The organism is Williamsia herbipolensis, assembly GCF_036153515.1.
Lineage (GTDB): Bacteria > Actinomycetota > Actinomycetes > Mycobacteriales > Mycobacteriaceae > Williamsia_A > Williamsia_A herbipolensis.
In genome coordinates this window covers 3,831,293-3,856,361 of the sequence record NZ_CP108021.1, presented here as the reverse complement: position 1 = coordinate 3,856,361, position 25,069 = coordinate 3,831,293, and the positions used below count along the sequence as shown (strand labels likewise).

Genomic DNA, 25,069 nt, shown 5'->3' with positions numbered 1-25,069 from the left:
GAGGGGGTCCCCCTATGGGCCGCGGCAGAGCAAAAGCGAAGCAGACGAAGGTCGCTCGGGAGTTGAAGTACAGCTCCCCGAACATGGACCTCTCCAGCCTGCAGCGAGAGCTGGCGAACGAACCCGAACGCCCCTCCGATCGACCGGACCCCGCTGACGCGTGGGCCGACGAGGACGAGTGGCGTCGGGCCTGACGGGCTCCGTCATCACCGACGTACCGCACTGACCACCGCACGGCCCGCGAGGGCCGCGGTCGGATCAGAATCGCGGATGTTCACCCTTCAGTGCAGCGGCTCCCGCATGGTCTTTTCCGTCGTGTGACTTGGTGATCGACCCGAGCACCCAGCTGTTCAGGTGCCGGGCGGTCAGCACGGCCAACGCGCGATCGGTGTCCTCGGGGGCCACGATCGCGACCATGCCGATCCCCATGTTGAAGGTGCGTTCCATCTCGAGGCGCTCGACGCGTCCGCGCTGGGCGATCATCGCGAACACGGGGTCGGGCGTCCATGTGCCGCGATCGAGTTCGGCGAGCAGACCGTCGGGGATGACACGTGCCAGGTTCTCGGCGAGTCCACCGCCGGTGACGTGGCAGAACGTACGGACATCGGTCTCCGCCGCCAACGCGAGGCAGTCCTTTGCGTAGATGCGGGTGGGTTCGAGCAGTTCCTCACCCAGCGTGCGACCGAACTCCTCGACGTGTCCGCCGAGATCCATGTGGCCCCACTCGAGCAGCACCTTGCGGGCGAGCGAGTACCCGTTGGAGTGCAGACCCGAGGACCCCATCGCGATCACCACGTCGCCGGGGCGCACGCGGTCCGGTGACAGCACCGAATCCGCCTCCACCACACCGACTCCGGTGGCCGACAGGTCGTAGTGCGCGTCCTCCATCAGTCCGGGGTGCTCGGCGGTCTCGCCGCCCAGCAGGGCGCACCCCGCCTCGACGCATCCGTCGGCGATGCCCTTGACCAACTCCGCGACGGTCTCCGGCACCACCTTGCCGACGGCGATGTAGTCCTGGAGGAACAGCGGCTCGGCGCCGCACACGACGAGGTCGTCGACGACCATGGCGACGAGATCGCGACCCACCGTGTCGTGCTTGTCCATGGCCTGGGCGATGGCCAGCTTCGTTCCGACACCGTCTGTCGAGGAGGCCAGGACCGGCTCGCGGTAGGTGCCCTTGAGGGCGAACAGGCCGGCGAACCCCCCGATGCCGCCGAGCACCTCCGGACGCGACGCGCGTTTGGCGTGGGGGGCGAACAGTCGCACGGCCAGATCACCTGCGTCGATGTCGACGCCGGCATCGGCGTAGGACGCCCCCCGCCGGACTGGAGTGCTGTCGCCTGCGGGATCGGAGTCCTGATTGGTCACGCGCCACACGCTACCGGAGCAGGTGCGCGCTCATCGCCCTTGCTCCCGCCTGCGCTGCTGGACCACCGGATCCGGAACAGGAACCGCGGCGAGCAGTCGCTTGGTGTACTCGGCCGTGGGGGAACGCAGGATCGTCGAACCCCGGTCGAGTTCCACCACGACACCGTCCTTGAGCACCGCGACGCGCTGTGCGACCTGCTCGACGACAGCGAGGTCGTGGCTGATGAACAGTGCCCCGAAGCCGTTCTCCTGTTGCAGGTCGGCGAACAGTTCGAGCACCGATGCCTGCACCGACACGTCGAGTGCGCTGGTCGGTTCGTCGGCCACCAGCAAGTCGGGCTTCAGAGCCAGGGCGCGGGCGAGGTTCGCCCGTTGCCGCTGGCCTCCGGACAACTCGTGCGGGTAGCGCTTCTCGGTGCCCGCGGGCAGGCGCACCGCGTCGAGCAGGTGGCGCACGCGGGCGTCGATGGCGGCGCGGTCGCCGAACCTGTGCACCACCAGCGGTTCGGCGACACAGTCACCGACCGTCATCCGCGGGTTCAGCGATGTCGCCGGGTCCTGGAAGACGAATCCGAATCGCTTGCGGATGGGCTTCATCGCCCGACCCGAGAGCCCGGCGATGTCGGTGCCCAGGACTGTCACACGGCCGGCGCTGGACTTCTGGAGTCCGGCGACGCATCGACCGATCGTCGACTTGCCCGATCCCGACTCACCGACGAGCCCGAGCGTCTCGCCGCGGGCGATGGTGAACGACACGTCGTCCACCGCACGGAACACCCCGCCGGCGATGCCGAGTGGGAACTCCACGGTGAGGTGCGCGACCTCGAGCACGGTCTCGGCGTCGTCGGGCACCTCCGGGGCGGACGAGTCGGTGCCCAGGTGCGGCACCGCACCGAGCAGCATCGCGGTGTAATCGTCTTTCGGGGAGGCGAAGAGCTCGCGCACGGGAGCCACCTCGACCACACGGCCGGCGTTCATCACGACCACCCGATCGGCCATGTCGGCGACGACGCCCATGTTGTGGGTGATCAACACGATCGCCGACCCGAGCCGGTCCTTGAGGTCACGCAGCAGATCGAGGATCTCCGCCTGGACCGTGACGTCGAGGGCGGTCGTCGGTTCGTCGGCGATGATCACAGCCGGGTCGCAGGCGATGGCGATCGCGATCACCACGCGCTGCTTCTGACCGCCCGACAGTTCGTGCGGGTAGTAGTCGACACGTTTCTCGGGATCGGGCAGTTGCACCATCGTCAACAACTCGACGGCGCGGGCCCGCACCTGCTTGCGGGTGAGCTTCGCGACCGCGGAGGGGTGCGCGGTGATCGCCTCGGCGAGTTGCGATCCCACGGTGAACAGCGGGTCGAGGACCGCGCCGGGTTCCTGGAACACCATCGCGATGTCCTTGCCGCGGATGGCCGTCAGCTCCCGCGCACCCATCGCGGTGACCTCGCGGTCGCCGAGGCGGACGCTGCCCGAGACCATCGCCGTCTCCGGCAGCAATCCGATCGCGGTCCGGGAGCTGACCGATTTGCCCGAGCCCGACTCGCCGACCACGGCGAGCACCTCGCCGGGCTGCACGGAGAAGCTCACGTCGCTGACGGCGTCGACGACACCGGCGTCGGTGCGGAACGACACCGACAGCCCTTCGATCGACAGGGCTGGACCTGCCGAGGCCCGAATTGCCGGGGCGGGTGTTCCGGTGGTGGTCACGACGCGTCCTTCGAGCGGCCGCGGCGCGTCCGCAGCAGCGGGTTGGTGGCCTCATTGATGCTCTCGCCGACCATGGTGAGTCCCAACACCACGAACACGATCGCCAGACCGGGGAACACACTGGTCCACCAGATGCCGTTCGAGACATCCGGCAGTGCGCGGTTGAGGTCGTACCCCCACTCCGAGGCCGACGTCGGCTCGATGCCGAGGCCGAGGAATCCGAGACCGGCGAGGGTCAGGATCGCCTCCGAACAGTTCAGCGTGAGGATGACCGGGAGCGTCGAGGTCACGTTGGGGAGGATGTGGCGGAACATGATCCGGCCCGATCCGGCACCGGTGACGCGTGCGGCGTCGACGAACGGTTCGGCCTTCACCGACACCGTGGCATTGCGCACCAGCCGGAAGTACTGCGGGATGAACACGACCGTGATGGAGATCGACGCGGCCATGATCCCGCCGAAGCCGCCGCTGAGATGCGCTCCGAGAGAGGCGGACACGACGATCGCGAGCAGCAGCGAGGGGAACCCGTACATCGCGTCCATGAACAGGACCAGCACGCGGTCGACCCAACGTCCGACGAAGCCCGACACCAGTCCGAGTGCGATCCCGACGACGATGGAGAACGCCAGGGCCAACACGATGACGATCAGGGCGGTGCGGGCGCCGTAGGCGACGCGGGAGAACACATCGAGCTGACCCACGGTGGTGCCGAACCAGTGATCGGCCGACGGTCCCTGCAGTGCCGGGAAATCCTGGCCGCCCGAACTCTGTTGACTGAAACCGTACGGCGCGATCAGCGGCGCGAAGAGCGCGACGAGGACGAAGAACGCCACCAGCACCAGGCCGGCGACGAGGGTCGCGCGCTGCAGTCCCGACGTCGACCGCAGCAGACCGACGCCGGGGAACTGCCGACGGCCGGGTGGTGGCGGGACGTGTGCGACGTCGACGAGTGATTCGGTCATCGTGTTCCCCTAGAACCGGATCCGTGGATCGATCATGGCGACCACCGCGTCGATCACGAAGCTGATGACCGCGATGATCACCGCGATGAAAGCGACGATGCCCTGGACCGCGATGTAGTCGCTGTCCTGCAGATATCGCGCGAGTTGATAGCCGAGGCCCTTCCACTCGAAGGTCGTCTCGGTGAGCACCGCACCGCCGAGCATCATCGCGATCTGCATGCCGATCACGGTGACCACGGGCACCATCGAGTTACGGAAGGCGTGGCGTCCGACCACTTTTCGTTCGTTCAGGCCGCGCGCGCGGGCGGCCTCGACGTACCCCGACCGCAGGGTCTGCAGCAGGTTCACACGCACCAGGCGCAGGAACACCCCCGCGGTCATCAGTCCGAGGGCCAGGGCGGGAAGGATCGCGTGCTTGAGCACGTCCCAGATGTAGCCGGAGTCGCCGTAGAGCAGCGCGTCGACGATGTAGATGTTGGTCTTCGGCGACACGTTCTGGATGGCCAACTCGGTGGAGACGTCGGCCCGTCCGTTCGACGGCAGCCATCCCAGTTCAGCGGAGAAGATCAACTTGAACAGCATGCCGACGAAGAACACCGGCGCCGCGTAGAACAGGATCGCCATCACCCGCAGCGTGACGTCGGACAGACGGTCACGATGGGTGGCGGCGAAGCGCCCCAACGGGATTCCCACCGCGAACGCCACGATCAACGACCAGAACACTAGTTCCAGGGTCGCCGCCCCGTAGGTGACGATCACGCTGGAGATCTTCTCGCCGTCCACGCTGGCGCGACCGAGATCACCGGTCAGCAGTCCTTTGAGGTACTCCCAGTACTGCACCAGGATCGGGCGGTCGAGGCCGGCCGCGCGGCGACGTTCGGCGATCTGCTCCGGCGGCAGGATCCCGCCGAGCTTCGCCGAGATCGGGTCTCCGGCGATGCGCAGCACGAAGAAGACGACGGTGACGAGGATCCAGATCGTCGGGACGATCAGCAGCAGACGGATGCCGAGGTACTTCGCCAGGGCGCCCTTGCGGGAGGCGAACAGGTCGCGCCGTCCGCCCGCGGGTGCGGGGGCGGACGACGCGGTGTCGCCTGCGGTGGCGTTGCCTGCCTCGGCGGCAAGCGATTCGGTCACGTCAGCTCTTCGCCAACATGCCGTAGCGGAACGTGAACGACTTGTCGAGGGTCACGCCCTGCAGCGACTTCACCCCGATCGCGACCTGCTTGCCCTGCAGCAGCGGCAACGTGGTGACGAAGTCCTCGGCGACGGTGTTCTGGATGTCGGCGAGGATCGCCGCACGCTTGGTCGGATCCGCTTCTGTCCGTTCGGCACTGAGCATCTGCGAGATCTGCGGGTTCGAGAAGTTCGACTGCAGGAAGTTGTTCTGGTCGAGGAACGGCGTGAGGTAGTTGTCGGCGTCGGGGAAGTCCGGGAACCAGCCGAGCTGGTAGGTCGGGTAGTTGTCCTTCACCCGGGCCTTGTTGTAGGTCTCCCAGTTCGCCGAGTTCAGCGTCACCCGGAAGAGCCCGGTGGCCTCGAGTTGGGCCTTGACCTTGGCGTACTCGTCGGCGGAGTTGGAGCCGTAGTGATCCGGGTTGTACCAGAGGTTGATGTCGACGGGCGCGGTGACGCCGGCCGCGGCCAGGAAGCCACGCGCCTTGGCGGCATCGGGCTTCTCCCCGTAGATCTTGTAGGAGTCCACCGCACCGGGCAGCCCACCCGCGACCATGCTGTACGCCGGCGAGTACGTGTCCTGGTAGACGTCCTTGGCGATGGCCTCGCGGTCGACCGAGGAGGCGATCGCCTTGCGCACGGCCAACTTCTGCGCAGGGTTGGCGCCCGCCATCGTGTCGAAGTTGAACACGATGTAGCGCAGCTCGCCGCCGGGGCCCTCATGCACGGTCAGCCCGCTGTCCGACCGCAGGGCAGCGATGTCGGTCGGGGTCAGCGACCGGTAGGCGACGTCGATCTGTTTCTGCTGGATGTCGAGCTTGAGATTCGTCGGCTGCGCGTAGTACTTCACCCGGATCGTGTCGGTCTTCGGCGTGCCCAGCATGCCGTTGTAGCTGTCGTTCTTCCGGTACTCGACGAGCTGGTTCTTCTGGTAGCTCGTGATCTTGTACTGACCGCCGAAGGCGTTGGACTTCACGATCGCGTCGTCGTCCAGGATCTTGTCGGCCGGGAAGACCTTCTCGTCGACGATCGGCCCGACATTGGTCGTGAGGACCTGCGGGAACGTCTGGTCGTTCGGCTCCTTGAGGGTGAAGTTGACCGTCGTCGCGTTCGGCGCGTCGGTCTTCGACAGGTTCGCCAGCAACGAGGCGGGTCCGTTGGGGTCGTTGATGCCCAGCATCCGGTCGAAGGTGAACTTCACGCTGGTCGCGGTCAGGGGGTCGCCGTTGGCGAAGGTCAGTCCCGATTTCAGCGTGCAGCTGTAGACCGTCGGCGCGGTGAAGTCGCATTTCTCCGCTGCGGACGGGGTGAGTGCGCCGGTGTTCGGTGCGGAGTCGAGGAGGAACGGGTAGACGTTCTTCATCACGGCCATCGAGCCGTTGTCGTAGGAGGCGGCCGGGTCGAGGGCGTAGACCTGATCGGTGGTGCCGACGGTGACGACGTCACCGGATCCCCCGGAGTCGGTGCGGCCCGAACCGCACGCGGTGAGAACCAGCGCCCCGGCGGTGACCGTGACGAGCGCGGCGGTGACCGCGCGGGCGGTGCGGGGGGAATTCGCCTGTGGTGCAGACATGTTCATCGATCCTCTTCATCCGACCCCGATCGGGGGTCTCGTCGTGCTCGCAGCCACACCCGCAGGCGTGGCACGGCGGTACCGCAGCGAGATACGACGGGGGACGTTACCCACGCCGTGTTGCGTCGGGGTAAAAATGGCCGGATCGGCCCCATCCGACATGAGCGTGCGACACCGCGGCCATACTCGGATGCGAGTTCGAGCGACGAGAGTGAGGACCGGCGATGTCCGTCGACAGCAGACCCCGTGGTGCCGTGCGTGAACTGACCGTGCGCGGTGTGATCCTCGGCGGGATCATCACGCTCGTCTTCACCGCCGCCAACGTCTATCTCGGCCTCAAGGTGGGCCTGACGTTCGCCACCTCGATCCCCGCGGCGGTCATCTCCATGAGCGTGCTGCGGTACTTCCGCAACCACTCTCTCGTCGAGAACAACATCGTGCAGACCATCGCCTCGGCGGCCGGCACGCTCTCGGCGATCATCTTCGTGCTGCCCGGCCTGATCATGGTCGGCTGGTGGACCGGGTTCCCCTACTGGACGACCGCTGCGGTCTGTGCGACCGGCGGCATCCTGGGCGTCGCGTTCTCCATCCCCCTGCGCCGCGCGCTGGTGACCGGCTCCGACCTTCCCTTCCCCGAGGGTGTCGCGGGCGCCGAGGTCCTCAAGGTCGGCACGTCGGACTCCGCACAAGCCGCCGCCGACAACAAGACCGGACTGCGGATGCTGTCGGTGGCCGCGGTCGTGGCCGCGGGGTTCTCGCTCGTGTCGTCGCTCAAGGTGATCAGCAACGCGGTGTCGACGTCGTTCAAGGTCGGCTCGGGCGGCACGATGGTCGGCGCGAGCCTGTCGATGGCGCTCATCGGCGTCGGCCACCTCGTCGGTCTCACCGTCGCCATCGCGATGGTGGTCGGTCTCGTCATCTCCTTCGGCATCCTGCTGCCCATCCGCACCTCGGGCAACCTGTCGGGCTCCGAGGCGCTCGCCGACACCGTCTCGTCGACGTTCTCCTCCGACGTGCGCTTCATCGGCGCCGGTGCGATCGCGGTCGCCGCGGTCTGGACGTTGGCGACCATCCTGCGTCCCATCGTCACCGGCATCATCGAGTCGGCACGCTCGGCCCGCCTGCGCCGTGGGGGCACCGAGGTCGACGTCGTGGAACGCGACATCCCCATCCAGATCGTCGCGGGCGTCACGGTGTTCATGCTCATCCCGATCGGCTGGCTGCTGTGGGACTTCACCAGCAGCACCGCACTCAACGGCGGTGTCGCCGGGATCATCACCGTCAGCCTGGTGTACCTGCTCGTGTTCGGTCTCGTGATCGCCGCGGTGTGCGGCTACATGGCCGGCCTCATCGGCTCGTCGAACAGCCCGCTGTCGGGCGTCGGCATCCTCGTCGCCATCAGCGCGGCGCTGCTCATCAAGGTCACCTTCGGTGACGCGAACAGCTCACAGATGACAGCACTCGTCGCCTACACGCTGTTCACCACGGCGGTGGTGTTCGGCGTCGCGACGATCTCCAACGACAACCTGCAGGACCTCAAGACCGGTCAGCTGGTCGGGTCCACCCCGTGGAAGCAGCAGCTGGCCCTGGTGATCGGTGTGCTGTTCGGTTCGGCCGTGATCCCGCCGATCCTGCAGCTGATGCAGACCGCGTTCGGGTTCGCCGGTGCACCCGGCGCCGGCGACGACGCGCTCGCCGCTCCGCAGGCCTCGCTGATCTCCTCGCTCGTCAGCGGCGTGTTCGGCAGCTCGCTCGACTGGGCACTGATCGGGCTGGGCGCGCTCATCGGCCTCGGTGTCATCGCGATCGACGAGACGATGAGCCGCACCACACGGTTCCGGCTGCCCCCGCTCGCCGTGGGACTCGGCATGTACCTGCCGATCTCACTCACACTCGTCATCCCGATCGGCGCGGTGCTGGGCTTCTTCTACAACCGCTGGGCCGACCGGAACGCGACCAATGTCGAACGGACCAAGCGCCTCGGTGTGCTGCTCGCGTGTGGACTCATCGTGGGCGAGAGCCTGTTCGGCGTGGTGTTCGCCGGCATCGTCGCGGCGTCGGGCGACGACGATCCGCTGCGCATCGTCGGCGAGGGCTGGGACAACTGGGCCCAGATCGTGGGGATCCTGGCGTTCGTCCTCGTGGTGGGCTGGCTCTACAAGCGCACCCAGAAGGTGTCGGAGACCGCCGCCGTGACACCGGAGGCCCCGGTCTGATCGACCGCGGTGGCGGTCAGGGACGACGCAGCGCGCTGGCGTTGTCGTTGACCGCACCCAGCGGATCGGAGCCGACCGCGTTCGAGAGCATCGTCTCGAGGACGGCCTTGCCCATCGAGGTCTCGGTCGGCAGATCGATCGGGTACTTGCCGTCGAAACAGGCCGCGCACAACTGGTCTCGCGGCTGATCGGTGGCGGCGATCATCTCGTCGATGCTGATGTACCCCAGCGAGTCGGCGCCGATGGCCTGACGCACACCCTCGACCATGCCCTCCTCGGACTCCATGCCGTTGGCGATGAGCTCGGCGGGAGAGGCGAAGTCGATGCCGTAGAAACACGGCCACCGCACGGGGCTCGACGCGATGCGCACATGGATCTCGGCGGCACCGGCCTCGCGCAGCATGCGGATCAGGGCGCGCTGGGTGTTGCCGCGGACGATCGAATCGTCCACCACCACGAGCCTCTTGCCGCGGATGACCTCTTTGAGCGGGTTGAGCTTGAGACGGATCCCGAGCTGGCGGATCGTCTGCGAGGGCTGGATGAAGGTGCGACCCACGTACGCGTTCTTCATCAGGCCCTGGCCGTACGGGATCCCCGATTCCTGCGCGAACCCGGTGGCCGCCGGTGTGCCCGACTCGGGTACCGGGATCACCAGATCGCCCTCGGCGGGGAACTCGCGCGCCAGGCGACGACCGATCTCGACCCGCGAGGAGTGCACCGAGCGACCGTTGATGACGCTGTCGGGGCGGGCGAGGTAGACGTACTCGAACACGCACGCCTTGGGGGTGGGCTGGGCGAACCGCGAGCTCCGGACGCCGTCGGCGTCGATGGCGAGCAGTTCGCCGGGCTCGATGTCGCGGACGAACGAGGCACCGACGATGTCGAGCGCGGCGGTCTCCGAGGCGACGACCCACCCGCGGTCGAGGCGGCCGAGGCACAACGGGCGGACGCCGTGGGCGTCACGCGCGGCGTAGAGGGTGTGCTCGTCCATGAAGGTCAGGCAGAAGGCGCCCTTGAGCGTGGGCAGCAGTTCCATCGCGGCCTGTTCGATGGTGCGGTCGGCCGCACCGTGTGCGAGCAGCGCACCGACGACATCGGAGTCCGACGTCGCCCCGCCGTGCAACCGCGACTCCATCAGGCCCGCGGCGCGGGCGGTGCTCGCGAGGTCGGCGGTGTTGACGAGGTTGCCGTTGTGGCCCAGTGCGACACCGGTTCCCGCGGCTGTCGTGCGGAAGATGGGCTGCGAGTTCTCCCAGGTGGTCGATCCGGTGGTCGAGTAGCGGCAGTGCCCGATGGCGACGTGGCCGGGCATCGAGGCGAGCGTCTGCTCGTCGAACACCTGGCTCACCAGACCGAGATCCTTGAACACCAGCACCTGCGAGCCGTCACCGACGGCGATGCCGGCGGCCTCCTGGCCGCGGTGCTGCAGGGCGTAGAGCCCGTAGTAGCTGAGTTTGGCGACATCCTCGCCGGGCGCCCAGACGCCGAAGACGCCGCACTCTTCCCGGGGGTCGTTCTCGTCGATGTCGAGCTCGGCATCCGGCGTGAGGCCGGCGAGAAGATTCGGGCTGTGGATCGACAGCTCGGTCACAGTGACGCTCCCAAAGGTGGGCGGTGTGGAGGGCGTAGGAGTGAGTCTAGGGCCCCTGCGCCGACCTGGGCGAATCATGTGAGTGCGCGTCTCTCCCGTGCGCCCCTCGGGCACCAACGGTTCAGATCGCTACCACGGGCAGGTACGCCGCGACCTCGACCGCACGGCTCCCCGAGGCCGACACCGCTCCCGCGGCCACCGCGTCGTCGAGGTCGAGCAGACCGGTGGCGAGCAACAGCCAGGTGCGCGGGTCGGTCTCGACGACATTCGGAGGCGTACCCCGGGTGTGCCGCGGGCCCTGGATGCACTGCACCGCCACGAACGGGGGCACCCTGACCTCGACCGACGCCCCCGGAGCGAGTTGGGCGACGGTGCGTGCGGACATCCGGACCGCGGCGGCCAGATCGGCGCGGGCCGGCGTCGGCAGCGTGTCGTCACGCAACCACGCCGCCACGGCGAGCACCGATGCGCGCATCTGCGCGGGATCGACGGACTTGGGGGCCATGAGCACCGATGATGACAGCAGCGGCGCGCACCGACCCGCACCCCCGGACACCGACGGAGGAATTCCCGAAATGACCGTGAGAAGGATCATGCCGATCGTCACCGTCGCCGACATCGCGACGGCGAGTCGGCACCACACCGACATCCTGGGGCTCACCGAGGTGATGAACCACGGGTGGATCGCGACGTTCGCCGATCCGGGCTCGGGACTCCAGCTCAGCCTGATGACCACCGACCTCACGGCACCGTGCAACCCGGCGATCTCGGTCGAGGTCGACGACGTCGACGCCGCCTATGCGCGAGCCCTCGCCTCCGGGGCGGAGATCGTGCACGAACTGCAGCCCGAGGAGTGGGGCGTACGGCGGTTCTTCTACCGCGACGCCGACGGCACCGTGGTCAACGTGCTCCAACACCTGTAGCTCCGACCGTCGACGTGTCCGATATGCGGGCGCGCACCCCTTGTCGATGACACGATGGGCCGATGGGCGCCGAGGTCTCCACGCGTGAGTTCACCCGGGAGGACCGGCGCCGTTTTCGCGAGCAGGTCGGCCGCGGTACCGACGCCATCGCCCGGATGCTGGCCGACGGCCTGTTCACCGACGCCGGACGGCAGGTGGAGCCGCTGCTGGGCATGGAGGTCGAACTCAACCTGATCGACCGGGCGATGAACCCCGCCATGTCGAATGCGACTGTGCTGCAGGCGATCGCCGACCCCGAGTTCCAGACCGAGTTGGGGCAGTTCAACATCGAGATCAACGTCGCGCCGCGACCGTTGACCGACGACAGCACCATCGCCCTCGAGCAGGCCCTACGCGCGTCGCTGAACCGGGCCGAACAGCGCGCCGCGGCCACCGACAACCACATCGTGATGATCGGCATGCTGCCCACGCTGCGCACCGACCACCTGCGCCACCAGTGGATCTCGGCCAACCCCCGCTACGGTCTGCTGAACGAGCAGATCTTCGCCGCGCGCGGCGAGGACATCGCCCTCGACATCGACGGGATCCCGCTCGGCGACGAACGCATCGGCGAGCGTCTGGTCACCACCAGCGATTCGATCCTCCCCGAGGCGGCGTGCACATCGGTGCAGCTGCACCTCCGTGTGGCGCCGGAAACCTTTGCCGCACATTGGAACGCCGCGCAGGCGATTGCCGGTGTCCAGGTGGCCGTCGCCGGCAACTCCCCGTTCTTCGCCGGCAAGGCGCTGTGGCACGAGAGTCGGATCCCGGTCTTCGAACAGGCAACCGACACCCGACCGCTGGAACTGAAGAACCAGGGCGTACGTCCGCGGGTGTGGTTCGGCGAACGGTGGATCACCACCATCTTCGATCTGTTCGAGGAGAACACCCGATACTTCCCGGCGCTGCTGCCCGTCTGCAGCGACGACGATCCGCTGGCGACCCTCGCGTCGGGTCGGATCCCCGAGCTGAACGAACTGAAACTCCACAACGGGACGGTGTATCGCTGGAACCGTCCCATCTACGACGTCGTCGACGGCCACGCGCACCTGCGCATCGAGAACCGGGTGCTGCCGGCCGGGCCGACGGTGCTCGACACCATGGCCGACTCGGCGTTCTACTACGGCGTGGTCCGCGCTCTCGTCGACGCCGACCGGCCGCTGTGGTCGCAGATGTCGTTCGACGCCGCCACCGAGAACCTGCACTCCGGCGCACGCGACGGTCTCGACGCCCAGCTGTACTGGCCCGCCGTCGGCTGGGTGTCGCCCGACGAGCTGGTGCTGCGACGACTGCTCCCTCTCGCCGACCGCGGTCTCGCGGCTTTCGGGGTGTCCGAGCGGGCGCGCCGGCGCTACCTGTCGGTGATCGAGGGGCGATGCCTGCGCCGACAGACCGGCGCGGTGTGGCAGCGCGAATCGGTGGCCGCACGCGAGCGCGCGGGCGACTCCCGCGACCGCGCGCTGTCGGGCATGTTGCGCGAGTACGTCGACCGGATGCACGAGGGAGAGGCCGTGCACACCTGGGATCTGTAGTCCCACCACCTACCCGACGGACGCACGGCTACCGTTGCGTCCATGACCGCCGCACCCGATCCGACAGCACCCGACCGCTCCAACCGCCGCGGGTTCGTCATCGTGGCCGTCGTGGTGGTGGTCGCCATCGCGGCACTGGCCGTCGGACTGGTCGCCTACTTCTCCGACGGCAGCGACGACGCGAAGGGTGGCCGCACCGACACCCAGCAGGTCAGCGATGTAGCGCACCAGTTCACCGACGCCGCCAGCAAAGGTGACGCGACCACCGCGCGCGACGCGGTGTGCACCGCGGACAAGAGCCGGTACTCGAACCTGTCGACACGTCCGCTCCCCCAGGCCCTGCCCGCGTTCACCCTGGTCGACGTGACATTCGCCGGCGACGACGCGACCGGCACGGTGAAGACCACCGGCCAGCCCGACGGCGCGATCTACTTCCACAAGGACGGCGCGGACTGGAAGCTCTGCCCGTCGTCGAAGGCGAAGTTCTCCGGCTGTGGACGGTTCGCCACCGGGCGGCGGACTACCGGGCCGCGTTCTTGACGAACTCCTCGACGCCGGCAGGCGGTCGGACACCGCCGAAATAGCCTCCCCGCACGTGTCGGCGCCGTTCGGCGTCGTCCGTCGCCCGGGCCGCGGAGTGCCAGAGATAGGCGTCGTGGAGGATGACGTCGCCGGCGTCGGCGTAGACCGCGACCTCGCCGCGCACCTTCTCGAAACGCAGCGGCATGTCGAAGGGCGGCGTCCGGTCGGTGCGACCGCGGGCGGCGCGGGCGCCGTCGGGAACCGTGACCCCGTTCGCGTTCCGGAAGGGCGCCGGTGTCGCCCAGAGATGGCTTCCCGGAACCACTCTCAGGAATCCGTTGGCCGGACTCGTGCCGTCGACGTGGATGGTGAACGCGGTGCTGGGCCAGACGTCGAGGCTCGGGCCGGCCTGCCAGTCGGTGTGCCAACCGATGCGTGCGTAGCCGGACTCCTTCCCAGGACGGGCGTCCTGGTAGACCACACCGAACTGCTCGTGGGCACGCAGCCAACAGTTCTCGCCCAACAGCGAGGACATGACCGACCGCAGCACCGGGTCGGACACCGCGTCGGCCACGGCGGGCGAGACCTCCGAGACGTATTCGACGTAGTTGACGAATCCTTGTGTCTCCGTGTCCTCGTCGAGGAACACCGTGGAACCGTACCGGTCGCCGAGGTCGCCCGACCGGACCCTCTCCTGGGCCTCGATGCACTCCGCTTCGATCCGCGCCAGCCGCGTCTCGTCGACGAGTCCACGCAGGATCGCGTACCCGTGCATGTCGTAGAACCACAGCAGGTCCTCGATCTCGTCGGTACCGAAGACGCCGATGCTGTGGTGGGCTCCCATGGGCCGAGGTTACGACCGCAGGCGGGTGTCCGCGCGTCGAGCGATCACGCCGGCGGGATCAGGCCCCGGCCGGTGATGAGCGGGAGGTCGAGAGCGGTGACGAGGCCGGGCTCGGCGGCGACGACGGCCTCGACGGCGTTCACCAGCCGCATGGCGGTGACGATCATGCCCGAGACGTTGTGGTCGCCGTGCTCGCCGTGATGGGTGAAGTCGACGGTCATCATCGGTTCGCCGGTGATCTCGATCCGGTAGCAGCCGTCGCCGGTGTGGGGTGTCGGCCAGTCGGGTCGCTGTGTCGGGTCGGTACGGGTGATGTGGTCGAGAACTACACGTTCGACCCCGTCGACGGTGCCGATCACCTGGAAGCGGACGGCGGCCATCGTGCCCTCGGCGATGTCGCACGACACGGTCGAGATGGCGCGCTCGGCAGGGACGCGTTCCACCTTCTCCACCAACGGCTCGTCGAGGGTGAGATCGAGACCGGCGGCGATCTGGCGCACCACACTCCCCCACGCCATCGACAGGACTCCCGGCGTGAACAGCATCGGGGTCTCGTCGAGGGACTTGCCGAAGCCGAAGATGTCGCTCATCACCACCGGTTGGTAGTAGGTCGAATAGTCGGCGATCTCGTAACAGCGGACCTGGTCGATCCGCTGCGAGAGGCTCGTCATGGCCAGGGGGAGAACATCGTTGGCGAAACCCGGATCGATGCCGTTCACGTGCAGGCTGGCGTTGCCCTTCTTGCCCGCGGCGTCGACCCTCTCGACGAGATCGGCGGGCACCACGCCGGTCGGGAACTGCAGCAGCACCGGACCCGACGACACGACGTTGATGCCGTGCTCGATGAAGTAGATGAGGTCTTCGAGGGCCTCGAAGATCCGGTCGTCGACCATCGCGGTGTGCACGATGCAGTCGGGCTTCAGGGCGATGAGCGCGTCGCGATCGTTCGTGGCGAGCACCCCGAGGTCGCGGCCGAGGTCGGCGAGCTCTCCCGCATCCCTGCCGACCTTCTCCGGGTTGGACACCCACACGCCGACGAGCTCCAGGTCGGGGCGGGCGTCGATGCCGGCGATCGCGTGCCGTCCCACCGTTCCCGTGGACCATTCGACAACCCTGAGCACCACGCGAGACCTCCGTGTCCGACCGTCACCGACCACCCCAGAGTAGAACAGGTTCTAGTTTTGCAGGCCGCTTTGCGCATCGCCGGGGACCGCTGAACTGAGCGCTCCCCCGATCTGGGCCCGGGACGAGTTCTACGCGTCGATGTGTGCGGTGCCGAGGTTGACCAGGATCACGCCCACCACGATGAACGCGATGCCCACCAGCGCGACGAGTCCGAGTCGTTCCCGGAAGAACACGGCACCGGCGATCGCGACGAGTGTCGTGCCGGCGGCCGACCACAGCGCGTACCCGATGGCGCCGCACAGCAGCAGCGCCGCCGCCGGTGTCATCCGAACAGAGCGGGCAACGTCGCCTCGTGGACCTCACGCAGCTCGGCGAGGGTGACCGAGAAGTGGTCCTGGATCTCGACCGAGTCGCTGCCCTGATCGACCACGCCGATCCGCGTCCAGGGCATCTCGCGCGCGGTGAGCATCGAGCAGAACCGGGTCTCCTCGGTGCGCGGCACCGCGACGAGCACCCGACCGGCTGATTCGGAGAACAGCCATACGAACGGGTCGGCACCCTCGGGAAGGATGATGCGGCAACCGGTCTCGCCCGCGAGCGCCGATTCGACGACGGTCTGCGCGAGCCCGCCCTCGGACAGGTCGTGCGCCGCGGAGATCAGTCCGTCACGCGATGCCGCGGTGAGGATCGACCCGAGCAGGCGTTCGCGCTCGAGGTCGACCTCCGGGGGGACGCCACCGAGGTGGTCGTGGGCGACTTGCGCCCAGATCGACCCGTCGAGTTCGTCTCGCGTGTCGCCCATGAGGATCAGCGTCTCGCCGGGTTCGGTGCCGAATCCGGTCGGGATGCGTCGGTGGACGTCGTCGATGACACCGAGCACGCCGACCACGGGGGTCGGGAGGATCGGGGTCGAACCCGTCTGGTTGTAGAAGCTGACGTTGCCGCCGCACACCGGGATGCCCAACTGCGCACAGCCGTCGGCCAGACCCTGGACCGCCTGCGAGAACTGCCACATCACGGCCGGGTCCTCGGGCGAGCCGAAGTTGAGGCAGTTGGTGACCGCCTTCGGAGTGGCGCCGGTGACGACGACGTTGCGGTAGGCCTCGGCCAGCGCGAGCTGCGCACCGCGGTACGGGTCGAGGAAGGTGTAGCGGCCCGAGGCATCGGTCGCGAGAGCGATTCCGCGACCGGTGTTCTCGTCGATACGGATCACACCACCGTCGGCGTTCTCGGCCAGCACGGTGTTGCCGCGGACATACCGGTCGTACTGCTCGGTGATGAACTTCCGGCTGCACAGCGCCGGCGAGGCGATCATGGTCAGCAGTGTCGAACGCAGCTCGTCGTCCGACGACGGGCGCGCGAGATCGGCGCTGCGCGAAGCGATCACACCGTCCTGCCACTCCGGACGCTCCACCGGGCGCTGGTACACCGGACCCTCGTGGGCGACGGTGCGCGGCGGCACGTCGACGACGGTCTCGCCGTGCCAGGTGATCTCGAGGTTGTCGCCGTCGGTGACCTCACCGATCACGGTCGCGAGCACGTCCCACTTCTTGCAGACGGCGAGGAACGCGTCGACGTTCTCCGGCGTGACCACCGCGCACATGCGCTCCTGCGACTCGCTGGAGAGCACCTCGGCCGGGGTCATGCCCTCGGCGCGCATCGGCACCGCGTCGAGCTGGATGCTCATGCCGCCGTCGCCCGCGGACGCCAACTCCGACGTGGCACAGGACAGTCCGGCGCCGCCGAGATCCTGGATGCCGACGACGAGGCCTGCGTGGTAGAGCTCGAGGCAGCACTCGATGAGCACCTTCTCGGTGAACGGGTCGCCGACCTGGACGGCCGGCAACTTCTTGCGATTCGGGCCGGATTCCCCGGTGTCGTCGAAGGTCTCCGACGCCAGCACCGACACGCCGCCGATGCCGTCGAGACCGGTGCGCGCACCGAACAGGATGATCTTGTTACCGGCACCCGAGGCGAAGGCGAGCTGCAGGTCCTCGACGCGGAGCACGCCGGCACACAGCGCGTTGACGAGCGGGTTCCCCGCGTAGCTCGCGTCGAAGACGGTCTCGCCGCCGACGTTGGGCAGACCCAGGGAGTTGCCGTAGCCACCCACACCGCGCACGACACCGTCGACGACACGACGGGTGTCGGGGGCGTCGGCCGCACCGAAGCGCAGCTGGTCCATCACCGCGATCGGACGCGCACCCATGGCCATGATGTCGCGGACGATGCCGCCGACGCCTGTCGCCGCGCCCTGGTAGGGCTCGACGTAGGACGGGTGGTTGTGCGACTCGACCTTGAAGGTGACCGCCCAGCCGTCACCGATGTCGACGACGCCCGCGTTCTCGCCGATGCCCGCGAGCATCGACGAGCGCATCTCGTCGGTCGTGGTCTCACCGAAGTACTTCAGGTGGACCTTCGACGACTTGTAGCTGCAGTGCTCCGACCACATCACCGAGTACATCGCCAGCTCGGCGTCGGTGGGACGCCGGCCGAGGATCTCGCGGATCCGCGCGTACTCGTCGTCCTTGAGGCCGAGCTCGGCGAAGGGCTGCGGGACGTCGGGGGTGTCGGCGGCGACGGAAACGGTATCTACCTGTGCGCTCACAGCGACATCGTATGTGGTCGGGTCGCCGCGCCGCCTCCTCGCGCCCGACCGGTGTCGCCGTCACCGGCACGGGATAGTCTGACGGGCGCAATCGTAGGAATGTGCGGGAGCGTTCGTACCGCATCCGCTCCAGACATGCCCGGGGGTCGTGGTCGTGGTCGATATCCGTCAGGCACGGCAGCTGTTCGATCTCGGCGTGCTGTCGCTGGGCATCCCCGTCGACGGCCAGGAGGCCGCCCGCGATCCGCGTCAGGCGATGCTGGCCTTCCAGCGCGCCACCGAGTACGCGCCGGAGATGTGCGACGCCTGGCTCGGCCGCCTCGCCTGCGGCGACGACGCCCCCGACGCGATCATGAACCTCTACCGCTCCCGCGGCGCGGTCAACGCCGAGCTGCGGCGGCTCGGTCTGCCCCCGCGGACCCTCGTCGGACGGTTCGCGACCGGGCTCTACATCGACTACCCCATCACCGACACCGTCGAGATCATCGCCGCCTACGCCGCGTCGCTCATCGGTGGACTCGACTACACCGGCGCCGAAGAGGTCCTCGACGAGATCCCCACCGGCACCGACGCCCCCATCGCCACCTACGTCCGGGCGATCATGCACTTCCGCACCCAGCGGTGGCCCGACGTGCTGACGATCCTGTCCGGCTCGGGGTCGTGGACCGACGAGTACATGCAGGCGGGCGCGAACGTGATGGCCGGTTCGGCGTGCGCGCAGCTGGGCATGTTCGCCGAGGCGAACCGGCGCCTGTCCGAGGCCGAGACCGGTCCCATCCCGGCCGCGTCGACCGCGGCGATGTTCACCCATGGTCTCGTGCTCCGCGAGGAGGGCCAGGAGGACAAGGCCCGCGCCCTGTTCGAGCAGGTCTACTCCCGCGACCCCAGCTTCACCGCCAACGCCAGCGCCCTGGCCGACCAGCGCTACCGGCTCGTGGTCGTCGAACCCGACCGCATTGCACGTCGTACCGATCGATGGGACCCGGCGTCGGTGCCCGAGGAGACGCCGGCGTCGATCACCGACCCGGTGACCGGCGCGCAGACCGATCAGCTCGCCGCGGCCAAGGCCGAACTCGAACGCCAGGTCGGTCTCGCCTCGGTGAAGAGCCAGGTGGCGAAACTGTCGTCGGCGGTGGCGCTGGCGAAGGTGCGTGCCGACAAAGGGCTCGCGAGCCAGTCGCGCAGCCTGCACCTGGCGTTCACGGGCCCTCCCGGTACCGGCAAGACCACGATCGCGCGCATCATCGCCAAGACCTACTGCGGGCTCGGGCTGCTCAAGACAGACTCGATCGTCGAGGCCAGTCGGCGCGACCTCGTCGGTGAGCACCTCGGTTCCACCGCACCCAAGACCTCGGCGGTCATCGACCGCGCGCTCGACGGCGTGCTCTTCATCGACGAGGCCTACACACTCATCCAGACCGGCCTGTCCGGTGGCGACGCGTTCGGTCGCGAGGCGGTCGACACGCTGCTGGCCCGCATGGAGGACAACCGCGATCGGCTCGTCGTCATCATCGCCGGGTACGACGGTGAGATCGACCGCCTGCTGTCGTCGAACGACGGTCTCGCGTCGCGCTTCGCCCGCCGCATCCGCTTCGACTCCTACCGTCCCGAGGAACTCGCCGAGATCGCCGAGGTCATCGCGGGCGCCCGCGACTCGGTGCTGCCCGCGGCGTCGGCGTCGGTGCTGCACCGCGCGTGCATCCCGCTCTACGACACCGTCGTGACCGACCAGAGCGGTCAGCAGGTCCGTCTGATCGACCTCGCCGGCAACGGTCGTTTCGTCCGCAACGTGATCGAGAGCGCCGAGGAGGAACGCGAGTTCCGCCTCAGTTCCGGCGACATCGACATCACCGAGCTCGACGCCGACGCTCTCATGCGCATCGAGCCGCAGGACATCCAGACCGCCGTCGACGGCATCATCGCGTCGATGAACCTCGACGCCCGCGTGCGCTGAACCCTCCCCACCTGCGAGGTCGTTTCCCTCGGGAATGAAATGCGTCGGCTGACCGTCGTTGAGTACGACCGCGTTCGTGAACTCAGGAGGCAGACGGCATGGCATCAGCACGATTGGGCGAGACGGTGGCCGTGGTGACCGGCGCCTCGAGCGGGATCGGCGAGGCCACCGCCCGGGCGCTCGCCGCCGAGGGTGCGACCGTGGTCCTGCTCGCACGCCGTCGTGACCGGCTCGACGAGCTGGTCGCCACCATCGGATCCGACGGCGGCACCGCTCACGCCCACGAGGTCGACGTGACCGACGCGTCGGCCGTCGCCGAGGTGATGACGTCTCTCGCGGAGCAGTTCGGCCGCATCGACATCCTGGTGAACAACGCCGGTTTCCTCGCCAACAGCCTCGCGCGCGACGCCGACCTCGACGACTGGCACCGCATGCTCGACGTGAACGTCGGCGGCGTGCTCAACACGACCCACGCGGCGCTGCCGCACGTGGTGGCCGCGGCCGGCGATGTGCGCGGTGTCGCCGACATCGTGACGGTCAGCTCGCTCGCGGGCCGTCGCGTGCCGACCGCGGAGAGCAACGTCTACTCCGCGACCAAACACGCCGTCAACGCGTTCTCCGAGGCACTGCGCCGCGAGCTGGTCGGCGAGCGGGTCCGTGTCGGCGTCGTCGAGCCCGGGGTGGTGCGCAGTGAGATGACGACCGGTGGCGGCAAGGGGGCTCCCGACGCCACGACGGGCGATCCACTGCATGCCGAGGACATCGCCGACGCGATCGTCTACATGGTGACCCGGCCCGATCACGTCGCGGTCAACGAGATCCTGATCCGTCCGACCGAACAGGAACGCTGACGCGCGTCACTCCTTGGGAGAAGTCCAGGCCACCTGGACGAGTCCCTCTCCGCGACGCGACACCAACATGCCGCGGCCGGGTGGGCGCGGCGCGCACTTCGTGGTGCCGAGCAGCACGCCCTCGTCCTTCGAGGCGCTCATCACCAGGCCGTCGGCCGACAGGTCGCGCAGGCGAGCGAGGATCGGGTCGAACATGGCCCGCGACGCACCACCGGAACGACGCGCGACGATGAGGTGCAGACCGATGTCGCGGGCCTGCGAGAGCAGATCGAGCAACGGCAGCAACGGGTTACCGGTCGCGACGGCGACCATGTCGTAGTCGTCGACCACGATGTAGAAATCGGGGCCCTGCCACCACGAACGGTCGCGCAGTTGCGCCGGGGTGACGTCGGGTCCGGGGGCGCGCGACTCCATCAGCGTCGCGATCTCGGCCACCAGCGGCCCGAGGGCCTGCGCCGAGGTGGCGTAGGCGGCGAGATGATTGCCCTCGACCTCGCCGAGCAGCGACCGCCGGTAGTCGACCATCACGATCTTGTTGTCGGCCGGGCGACCGTTCTCGACCAGCCCCCGCACGATGGTGCGGATCGCATTGGTCTTGCCGCTCTCGGTGTCGGCGAACAGCAGGAAGTGCGGCTGAGCCGCGAAATCGACGAACACCGGGGCGAGTTCGGCCTCGTCGACACCGAGCAACACCTGCGAGGGTCGTCGGTCGCGACCGGCGTAGGCGGCGTCGAGAAGAGCGCCGCGGTCGATCGTCTCCGGCAGCATCCGCACCGCGGGCGCACCCTGGTCGGGGTAGAACGCCGCGACCTGCTCGACCGCCGCCGCGACACCGACCGAGAGGTCCTCGGTGCTCGAGGATCCGTCGAGGCGGGGGATACCGATGAGCATGTGCAGCTTGTCGGGGCTCAACCCGCGGCCCGGACGGCCGATGGGGACGGTGGCGGCGACCTTGCGGTCCACCTCGGAATCGGCCGGATCACCCAGTCGCAGTTCGATTCTCGTGCCGATCAGGTCTTTGATGACCGGGCGGATCTCCATCCAGCGCGACGCACCGAGCACCAGGTGCACGCCGAACGCGAGGCCCTGGGTGGCGATCGCGTTGAACTGGTCCTCGATCGACTCGAACTCGCCGCGGATGGTGGCCCATCCGTCGACCACGAGGAACACGTCGCCGAACTGGTCGGCGTCGAGCCCGGGATCGCCTGCGGCGCGGCGACGACGGAACTCCTGCATGGAGTCGATGCCGAGTTCGCGGAAGCGACTCTCCCGGCGACGCAGGATGGTCATGACCTCGGCGACGGTGCGGCGCACCCGGTCCTCTTCGAGTCGCGTCGCCACCGACCCGACATGGGGCAGTCCGGTCAGTGCGGCGAGCGTGCCGCCACCGAAGTCGAGACAGTAGAACTGCACCTGCAGCGGGCTGTGGGTCACCGCCGCGGAGACGATCAGCGTGCGCAGTGCCGTCGACTTGCCCGCCTGCGGTCCACCGATGACCGCGACGTGGCCCTGCGCGCCGGCGAGGTCGACGAAGAGGACGTCGCGACGCTGGTCGTAGGGGCGGTCGACGATGCCGATCGGCAGTCGCAGCGAGGAGTGTTCCTTCGAGGCCGCCGCACGCCAGTCCTGCACGGGGACGAGCTGATCGACCGGGGTCGAGTCCTCCAACGGCGGCAGCCACACCTCGTGGGCGGCGCGGCCGTGACCCTCGAGTCGCGACACGACCATGTCCAGCTCGGTGACGGTGCGACCGTCACGCAGGATCGGACCCGACTCCTCGACCGGTGCGGCGATCTCCTCGACCACCGGCGGGGGTGCGATCTCGGCGACCGAGGTGGCCGAGAAGGCCCGCACGGGCACCACCGGTCCGCGTCCCGCGGTTCCCCGGCGGGTGCGCGCGGCGCGGCTCGCGACGTAGGGCCCCGACACGTAGGAGGCGTTGAACCGCACCGGATCCGACGAGTCGCACTTGAGGTACGCCGAGCCGGGGATGGCCGGCAGGTGGTAGGCATCGGGCACGCCGAGCACGGTGCGGGATTCGCTGGCCGAGAAGGTTTTCAGACCGATCCGGTACGACAGGTGCGAGTCGAGTCCGCGGAGCTTGCCCTCCTCGAGGCGTTGCGAGGCGAGCAGCAGGTGCATCTGCAGGGATCGACCCAGGCGGCCGATCATCACGAACAGCTCGGCGAAATCGGGCTTCTGCGCGAGGAGTTCGGAGAACTCGTCGACGACGATGAACAGGGCGGGCAGGGGCGGCAGCGGCGCGCCGTTGAGGCGGGCCTTCTCGTACTCGGCGACGTTGGCGAAGTTGCCCGACGCGCGCAGCACCTCCTGTCGCCGGTTCATCTCGCCCGCGAGCGCGTCGCGCATGCGGTCGACCATCGCCAGCTCGTCCTCGAGGTTGGTGATGACCGCCGCGACATGCGGCAGGTCGTCGAGACCGAGGAAGGTGGCACCACCCTTGAAGTCGACGAGGACCAGGTTCAAGGCATCGGGAGAGTGCGTGGTCACCATCGACAGCACGAGCGTGCGCAGGAACTCCGACTTGCCCGATCCGGTCGCGCCGATGCACAGCCCGTGCGGGCCCATGCCGTTCTCGGCGGCCTCCTTGATGTCGATCTCGAGGGGCTGACCGTCCTGCGTGACCCCGACCGGTACCCGCAGGCGCTCGCGCGAACTGCGTGTCCGCCAGACGGTGTCGGGTTCGATGGTCGCGGCGTCGCCGATGTGCAGCAGGCGCATCAGGCCCGGGTCGCGGGGGCCGCTGTCGGGTTCGAGGTTCACCAGCTGCGCGGCGGTGGCGAGCGAGTAGCGGGCCATGCGTCGTGCGACGGCCTCGGCCATCGGCACCGACACCCTGTCGTGCACGGCGAAGTTCTCGACCCCGAACGCGGACTTCGCGCCGACCGACGGTCCCTCGATGACGAGCTGCGTGCCCTTGCGTGCGGCGAGCCCGAACTTCGGCGCGGTCAGGTCGAGCACGGTCACCGAGTCGAGACCGCCGTCGTTGATGACGCGTTCGTCGCCGGCGACGTAACCGTCGGCGATCACGATCAGCCACTGGGCGCGACCGGCGACCGGCGTCGCGTTGCGCGAGAACCGCGGACGCTCCTGCAGATCGAGGTCGTGGTCGGATTCGAACTCGCGCAGCGACTGGTAGAGCATGCGGACCTTGCCCACGCCGTCGCGGCGTTCGGGGTGTCCGACGTGCGGCAGCCACTTCGCCCACGACCACTCGCTGCTGTCGGGGTCGGCGCAGATGACCGCGACGCGGACCAGGTCGGGTCCGTGGAAGGTGGTCAGTTGCAGGAGGATCGATCGCACCAGGTCGTTGACCTTCGCGGTCTCGCCCTCGAGGTTGATGGCCGGGAACGCGCGCAGCGAGATCGCCGTGGGCAGCCCGCGCACCACCGAGTGCATGCGGACGAAGCGTCGCAACGCCATCATCGACACCGGCTCGAGGTCCTCGAGCGGGCCGGTCTCGGGCGGCGCGAGACGCGTGGCCAGTCGCTGCGCACCGATGCCGAGGCGGACGTGGCAGAAGTCGTTGTCGTCGGTGCGACGTTCCCACATCCGCCGCGATCCGATGGCCGGCAGGATCGACCCCGGCTCGGGATGCGACCACAGCAGGGCCTTGAGCTGATTGCGCGAGGTCTCCTCGACGTCGTCGCGGGTGCGACCGAGATAGCGCAGGTAGTCCTTGCGTTCCTCGTTCAGCTCGGCCGACCGCTGGCCGCCACCGCGGCTGCCGCCCGTCGCGAACATGCCGACCATCGACATCAGCATCATCATCGGGAACAGCAGGGTCACCGGGTTGCGCAGTGCCGAGGAACCGGCGGTGAAGAACAGGGCCATCATGCCGACCATCGCGACCACCATCACCACCGGCAGCAGCCGCGTGAGGATGCTCGCCGGGATGTTGCGGGGGATCTCCGGTGGCGGCTGAACGGCCAGCTCACCGCCGGGCAGACGGGGGCGGGGCGGACGTGGTCGACGGACAAAACCCTCGGTCGTCATCGACGCCCTCCCTGTGTACGAAATCGTGACGTCGGCTATCGTACGTTTCGCACAGATG

Annotated in this window: 19 protein-coding genes; 7 read left to right on the top strand and 12 right to left on the bottom strand. The window is 68.5% G+C overall.

Going from position 1 to position 25,069, the window contains the following annotated elements; all coding sequences use genetic code 11:
* Window positions 1-14: 14 nt before the first annotated feature.
* Complete coding sequence (locus tag OG579_RS17900; RefSeq protein WP_045824286.1) at window positions 15-194, top strand: DUF3073 domain-containing protein; 180 nt, start codon at window positions 15-17, stop codon at window positions 192-194.
* A gap of 64 nt (window positions 195-258) precedes the next feature.
* Here the strand turns inward: OG579_RS17900 and purM are convergent, their stop codons facing one another.
* The 5 genes from purM to OG579_RS17875 form a co-directional block, all read right to left on the bottom strand.
* The gene (gene purM / locus OG579_RS17895; protein WP_328857042.1) at window positions 259-1,368 is read right to left on the bottom strand and encodes a phosphoribosylformylglycinamidine cyclo-ligase; all 1,110 of its coding nucleotides are present in this window, start codon (window positions 1,366-1,368) and stop codon (window positions 259-261) included.
* A gap of 30 nt (window positions 1,369-1,398) precedes the next feature.
* Complete coding sequence (locus OG579_RS17890) at window positions 1,399-3,078, bottom strand: ABC transporter ATP-binding protein (RefSeq protein ID WP_328857041.1); 1,680 nt, start codon at window positions 3,076-3,078, stop codon at window positions 1,399-1,401.
* Complete coding sequence (locus OG579_RS17885) at window positions 3,075-4,040, bottom strand: ABC transporter permease (protein ID WP_045824288.1); 966 nt, start codon at window positions 4,038-4,040, stop codon at window positions 3,075-3,077. The genes OG579_RS17890 and OG579_RS17885 overlap by 4 nt, the downstream gene beginning before the upstream one ends.
* A 9-nt stretch (window positions 4,041-4,049) precedes the next feature.
* On the bottom strand, window positions 4,050-5,063 hold the full coding sequence (locus tag OG579_RS17880) for an ABC transporter permease (protein WP_328859286.1): 1,014 nt from the start codon (window positions 5,061-5,063) through the stop codon (window positions 4,050-4,052).
* 115 nt (window positions 5,064-5,178) lie between these two features.
* The gene (locus OG579_RS17875) at window positions 5,179-6,789 is read right to left on the bottom strand and encodes an ABC transporter substrate-binding protein (protein WP_328857040.1); all 1,611 of its coding nucleotides are present in this window, start codon (window positions 6,787-6,789) and stop codon (window positions 5,179-5,181) included.
* Between the two features lie 224 nt (window positions 6,790-7,013).
* Between OG579_RS17875 and OG579_RS17870 the strand changes: the two genes are divergently transcribed.
* Complete coding sequence (locus OG579_RS17870) at window positions 7,014-9,005, top strand: OPT family oligopeptide transporter (RefSeq protein WP_328857039.1); 1,992 nt, start codon at window positions 7,014-7,016, stop codon at window positions 9,003-9,005.
* 16 nt (window positions 9,006-9,021) lie between these two features.
* Here OG579_RS17870 and purF read toward each other — a convergent pair whose 3' ends face one another.
* The gene (purF, locus tag OG579_RS17865) at window positions 9,022-10,596 is read right to left on the bottom strand and encodes an amidophosphoribosyltransferase (RefSeq protein ID WP_328857038.1); all 1,575 of its coding nucleotides are present in this window, start codon (window positions 10,594-10,596) and stop codon (window positions 9,022-9,024) included.
* A gap of 121 nt (window positions 10,597-10,717) precedes the next feature.
* Window positions 10,718-11,101: a sterol carrier family protein gene (locus OG579_RS17860; protein ID WP_045824291.1), complete on the bottom strand. Its 384-nt coding sequence runs from the start codon at window positions 11,099-11,101 to the stop codon at window positions 10,718-10,720.
* Between the two features lie 70 nt (window positions 11,102-11,171).
* On the opposite strand from OG579_RS17860, the gene OG579_RS17855 reads away from it, so the two are divergent.
* From OG579_RS17855 to OG579_RS17845, 3 genes are all read left to right on the top strand, one after another.
* Entirely contained in the window at window positions 11,172-11,519 is a 348-nt protein-coding gene (locus tag OG579_RS17855; RefSeq protein ID WP_328857037.1) for a VOC family protein, read from the top strand.
* 62 nt (window positions 11,520-11,581) lie between these two features.
* Window positions 11,582-13,090 carry a glutamate--cysteine ligase gene (locus OG579_RS17850; RefSeq protein ID WP_328857036.1) on the top strand — a complete coding sequence of 503 codons (1,509 nt, stop codon included), beginning with the start codon at window positions 11,582-11,584 and terminating at the stop codon, window positions 13,088-13,090.
* Between the two features lie 42 nt (window positions 13,091-13,132).
* Window positions 13,133-13,630: an Rv0361 family membrane protein gene (locus OG579_RS17845; RefSeq protein ID WP_328857035.1), complete on the top strand. Its 498-nt coding sequence runs from the start codon at window positions 13,133-13,135 to the stop codon at window positions 13,628-13,630.
* Here the strand turns inward: OG579_RS17845 and OG579_RS17840 are convergent.
* The 4 genes from OG579_RS17840 to purL form a co-directional block, all read right to left on the bottom strand.
* Entirely contained in the window at window positions 13,611-14,456 is an 846-nt protein-coding gene (locus OG579_RS17840; RefSeq protein WP_328857034.1) for a phytanoyl-CoA dioxygenase family protein, read from the bottom strand. The two genes, OG579_RS17845 and OG579_RS17840, sit on opposite strands and share 20 nt — an antisense overlap.
* 44 nt (window positions 14,457-14,500) lie before the next feature.
* Window positions 14,501-15,580 (bottom strand): NAD(P)H-dependent amine dehydrogenase family protein, encoded by a 1,080-nt coding sequence (locus OG579_RS17835; RefSeq protein WP_328857033.1) that lies wholly within the window; start codon window positions 15,578-15,580, stop codon window positions 14,501-14,503.
* A 129-nt stretch (window positions 15,581-15,709) separates the two neighbouring features.
* Complete coding sequence (locus OG579_RS17830; protein ID WP_328857032.1) at window positions 15,710-15,907, bottom strand: SMR family transporter; 198 nt, start codon at window positions 15,905-15,907, stop codon at window positions 15,710-15,712.
* A complete protein-coding gene (gene purL / locus OG579_RS17825; protein ID WP_328857031.1) occupies window positions 15,904-18,189 on the bottom strand; it encodes a phosphoribosylformylglycinamidine synthase subunit PurL in 2,286 nt (761 codons plus the stop codon). The genes OG579_RS17830 and purL overlap by 4 nt, the downstream gene beginning before the upstream one ends.
* Window positions 18,190-18,343: 154 nt before the next feature.
* Here purL and eccA point away from each other — a divergent pair, with 154 nt between their 5' ends.
* Entirely contained in the window at window positions 18,344-20,143 is a 1,800-nt protein-coding gene (gene eccA, locus OG579_RS17820; RefSeq protein ID WP_328857030.1) for a type VII secretion AAA-ATPase EccA, read from the top strand.
* Window positions 20,144-20,241: 98 nt separating this feature from the next.
* Window positions 20,242-20,994, top strand: coding sequence for an SDR family oxidoreductase (locus OG579_RS17815; protein WP_045824299.1), 753 nt, complete (start codon window positions 20,242-20,244; stop codon window positions 20,992-20,994).
* A 6-nt stretch (window positions 20,995-21,000) separates the two neighbouring features.
* Here OG579_RS17815 and eccCa read toward each other — a convergent pair whose 3' ends face one another.
* Complete coding sequence (gene eccCa / locus OG579_RS17810; protein WP_328857029.1) at window positions 21,001-25,011, bottom strand: type VII secretion protein EccCa; 4,011 nt, start codon at window positions 25,009-25,011, stop codon at window positions 21,001-21,003.
* Window positions 25,012-25,069 lie beyond the last annotated feature (58 nt).